Origin of the sequence: Burkholderia sp. Ac-20353, from assembly GCF_017104785.1 — a bacterium.
Lineage (GTDB): Bacteria > Pseudomonadota > Gammaproteobacteria > Burkholderiales > Burkholderiaceae > Burkholderia.
The window spans coordinates 1-277 of sequence record NZ_JAAGPL010000576.1; the positions used below are offsets into that span (position 1 = coordinate 1).

1 protein-coding gene is annotated in these 277 nt (G+C 63.2%); it reads right to left on the minus strand.

Annotated features, from left to right (window positions below; all coding sequences use genetic code 11):
* Positions 1-11: 11 nt before the first annotated feature.
* Positions 12-277, minus strand: a 266-nt coding sequence (gene tnpB / locus G3N94_RS43365; protein WP_205799995.1) for an IS66 family insertion sequence element accessory protein TnpB, incomplete at its 5' end; no start/stop codon positions are given.

Sequence of the window (277 nt, forward strand, 5' to 3'; positions counted from 1 at the left end):
ACCGTCGAGGACTACGACGCGCTGTTGCCGTGGAAGATGCCCGCCGACCTGCGCTGAGTCGCCGCTGCCACACCTCGGAGTTCGACGCTACCACTCTGAGAGGCGTGAATTAATGACCGCGTACGTTTCATCAGCAAACACATGCCGTCGCCACTCCACCAGAGCATCTTGACCAGATCGCCGCGTCGGCCGCGGAACACGAACACGTGGCCGCTGAATGGGTCTCGCTCGAGCACGGTCTGCACCTTCGCGGCCAGGCTGTTGAACCCGGAGCGCA